The organism is Protofrankia sp. Cr1 (assembly GCF_963555865.1).
Taxonomy (GTDB): Bacteria; Actinomycetota; Actinomycetes; order Frankiales; family Frankiaceae; genus Protofrankia.
This window is the reverse complement of sequence record NZ_CAUVXO010000415.1, coordinates 956-5,131: the sequence shown is the minus strand read 5'-3', so window position 1 is coordinate 5,131 and position 4,176 is coordinate 956. Positions and strand designations below refer to the sequence as shown.

1 protein-coding gene is annotated in these 4,176 nt (G+C 64.7%); it reads right to left on the bottom strand.

Annotated elements, in window-relative coordinates:
- Positions 1–1,144: 1,144 nt before the first annotated feature.
- On the bottom strand, positions 1,145–4,176 hold a 3,032-nt coding region (locus U9980_RS22665), incomplete at its 5' end, for a CHAT domain-containing protein (protein WP_322769787.1).

Here is a 4,176-nt window from a genome sequence, read left to right as displayed (position 1 = left end):
CCCCTCTCCTGTCGCCAATGGATGGGTCACTGGCTCTTGGGATTCCTCCCGTTGCTGCACACCCCACAGCGCAGTTGTCTGTGACGCATGTCGGGAGCGGGGACGGGCATTGAGCACTTACCCGGAACTATCCGCCGATCATCCGACCCTCCACTTCGAATAGTTCACTCACACTGTGCGACTTCGTTGTCGCGGAGCTGTCGGTGTAGCCCTGGGCTTGGATCTCTTTCCAGAGTGTGGCGGCGTTGGTCTGCCCGGCCGCCCACCGCTCGTGAAGGTGGGGTTTGTAGGGGTCGAGGGTCGTCTACCGGGTCGGGCTGGGCCGGCGGGGTGGGCAGGCAACGGCGGTGCGCGGCGACGCTACGTTCGACGGCGTAGGTGTGCAGGGCTGGGAGGTTATCGGCGCGGACCGCGGTGATCCAGTCGGTGATCGTGGCGTCGGTGGGGCGGGCGAGTAGGTGCGCGAACGTGCCGACGTGGCGGGTGAGCGCGTCGAGTTCGGGGCAACAGGCGCGTGATCAGGACCGTCCCGTACAAATGACCACGACGTACGGCGAAGTCGTCGACCCCGAGGGTCCGGACCGTCCCGGGCCGCGGGTCGGGCAGCGCTCGGACCCGATGGAGCAGCCCGCGCAGATGGTCTCGGCACAGCGGAACCGGCGAACGAGCAGGTCACAGTGGGGACCGTTCGCTGCTGGTAGTGGGGACCCCACCTCGGCCCGACCGCGATGTCGTGTCGATGAGAATGGGAGCCACCGGCACCGGCCCGGCAGGCCGGAGCGCCGCGGTCCCCTCCTTACTGCTTTTTGCCTGCCGTGCAGGCACTTTGGTCGCCGACGTGGCGCGTCGCCCTCGGCGCAGCTGCGATCCGCTCGGTGGCCTGGCCCCGAAAACTATCACCATTCGATCTTGAAGTGAAGATCGAATGGTCCCGAGACCGCGTACATCTGGTCCCCGCTGCCACTTACATAGCCACCCTCGGCATGCACCACCGATGCCCCGGGTTTCCCGCGCGGCGCGGGCTTGGTCGTGGATGGTGAAGGTGGCGCGGTCGAGGGTGGCGAAGAACAACTCGGTGACCGCAGTCGTAACAATCACCGGCTGGTAAGTGTCCGGTGACGGCCATGACCCTCGGTGACCGGGGTTACGGGCGTCCGACGTGGACGAACGCCGCCCAGAGTCCGGGGCGGTCGGGGTCGGCTCGGCGTGCGTTCAGTATGGCATCGCGTAGGGCTGCTGCCGCCCGATCCGGCTGCACATCACGGGATACTATGATCTGCTCGTAGAGCACCTGGATGAGATCAGTGGTGAATCTGCTGTCGACGGACCACAATGTAGCCACGACCCGGCGCCATCCCATGTAGGCGAATGCGGAAGACAAGGTGGACGCCTCATCTGGAATCTTCTCACTGCCGCTAGCGGTCGCGCAGGCAGCCAGTACCACGAGTTCCGCTTGGTGCTCCTCCTTGGCCAACTCAGCCACGCTGAGCAGTCCGTCGCGCAGTAGCAGGCCTGCGAAAGATGGGGCGTCCACGCGTTGAACGCCATGGCAACCGAAATGCACTATCGCATGGTGAGGTAGTTGGCGAGCCACGGTGGAGCGGTCGGCGTGATCGTGGCCAGAATCCTCGTCGAGCAGGGTGAATCCGTCGCTCCGCAGGAGACTGCAGATGTAGTCGCGTTCCAGCAGAGTCTGCGGCAGCGGTGGCGCACCGTCGGTGACAGGCATCGATACGATGAGCGTCTTGCCGGCATTTGGTTGTCGGACTGGCCCCGTTGCGAGGGCGCGGACTGTGGGTGTGTACGACGGAACGCAGCGTTCGATGACAGACATGCCCGCTTGGCTCGGATTTCCTGCGGCGTGCAAGGGAAGGAGCGAGAGCATGCCTGTCGGACACCAGATAACCTCATCGTCACAGGTATTGAGGGATGCCCGGTCAAGGGTCGTTGATGCGATCTTGCGCCAGAGCCAATCGAGGGTGACAGTCAAAGTCTCTTCGACATGCACGAGGGATTCGATAGTGCTGGCAGCATCGTGCATGCGCAGGGCTGCGAGACAGCCCTCAGCCGTCTTCCGGACTTCGTCCGCACTCGTGGAAAGCGGAACGTGCGTGATTGTGCCGTTGTGGAGGATAAGACTGTCGCAGCGCCACTTGCTGACGTTGACGATCGCGACTCGGCTTGTTCCCGCGACGGTTGCGAGATCGTCGAAATCCAAAGCCGGTGGACGGAGGAAGTCCTTGAATCCCTCGCGAAGCTGAATCGCGGCGACCAGTTGCTCCCAGCGTTCGGCTAGGTGGTTGCGCTGCGTGGTGTCTGCGGGTGCGGTGCTGTCCAACGCATCTCGAAGTTCGGTCAGTTCATCGGCACACGTGTGGTCCGCCTCGCAGAGCCGGCCTAGATCTGACCGGAAGTCCAGCAGGTAGCCCCACAAGATCGCCCGCCCGCGCTCCAAGAGCGAAACGGCTCGCCTCGGATCGCCGGCAGCAATGGCCACAGCTGCGGCATCGCAGGCGATCCCAGGGTAGGCGGCGAGGGCATCCTCTGCATCGTCACGCCCGATACCGCGCCAGGTGAGCAGCGGAAGAAGCTCCAGCGCGTCCTCGTACGCGGCAGCAGCTTCTTCCCATGACTCGTTGACGGCCCAGAGTTCCGCGAGGAGCTTGGCTGCCGATACGCGGACGCTGGGTAGTGCGCCGATCGCCTGGGTGATGGACCGGAGGAGCGGGACCACTTCGGCAAGTACATCGGGCGCAGGCATGTCGGTGGTGAGGTGGTGCGCCAGGATCGCTTCGGCGAGGTTGTAGCGAAACGAACTGCCTTCGATCGCACCCGCGGTGGCGAGGTCCACAGCTTGGCGTGCGGTATCGAGTGCCTCTTCGAGGTCGCCGGCATCATGCGCTACCGGGTAGCGGCGTCGAAGCGCGATGCTCAAGTTGGACAAGTGACCGATGCGGTCCAGGTGACCTCGGGGTATCGACTCCACAGCGGCACGGCAGGAGGCTACCATCGAGTCCCGGTCCTGTGGATCGCCCGGCGCGGACCGCTGGATACCTGCCAGATGGGCCAGCGCGACGCCGTGACTCGAATGTGTCTCAGGAAGGTCCGAGAGGCGGGAGAGCAGGGTGTCGACCAGCGGGCCAGGCTCGTAGGATTCGCCGAGGCGCCGGCTCATGTCCTGGTGCACCAGCAGGCGGGTGATCACCTCGGCCAGGGCGTGCGGATGGTTGCCCTTGATGCCGGCCAGCGCCTGATTCGCCTCCTCAAGGTCGGCCCTGGACCGCGACACACGGTAGTGGAATGCGTGGTTCACGGCCAGATCAATCAGATAGGCATCGCGCGGGCTCCCGGGGCGGTTGACCTGCAGCAACCTGCGCAGCTGGGTAGCGCTTTCCTCCAGGTCCGCCGGATCGTGCCGCAACTCGAACCTGGCACGCAGGGCGGAGGCGAGAGTGTGCATAGCGAATGTGTGGAAGTCCTGGTCCAGGCCCGCAGCCTGCCTGGCGACTGAGATCGCGTCATCAAGGTCGTCTGGGCGGCTGTATCGAAGATACCGGTGCTGGAGGGCCTGGCTCAGCAAGGTACCGGTCATCGCCCTGTCGAAGCATCTGGCGTCGTCGAATGTCGGCAGCAGGAGACCGATGGAAGCGGTGAGGTCCTCATCGGTCTCAGTAATCAGGTAGCGGGCGATGTGGGAGGCACCAAGAGGTGTGCGGAGCATGAAACGCGCAGGCTCCGGAGCCTCGGCGCTGATCTGCTCCAGCAAGGCGATGCTCTCGTCGGCGTCAGCCCGTGCTTGCTCGTGCGACCCCTCGCGCAGCAGCAGGGATCTCTCCTTCAGAGCTATGGCGACGGTCAGGCCCAAGCGAGCTGCTTCGAGCGTGTCGCCGGCACCGCGGAGAGCAGTGCGACCGGTATCGATCACAGCATGCACATCGGCGGCGTCACGTTCGGCCAGGAATCGTTCAAGGAGTGTTTCGCAGAGCGCACTCACCATTTCCAGGCGGCGTGGATATCCACGGGGAAGATCCTCCAGCGCTCCGCGCAGGTTGCGGATGTTCGTCTCCGTGTCGTCGTCCAGAGCGTCGAGGACAGCGTCGAATGCCAGGTGCTGCCGCACCTCGGCCGGCACTGCGTCGATGCGAAACTGGGCGATCGACCTGAACAGTGTGAGTG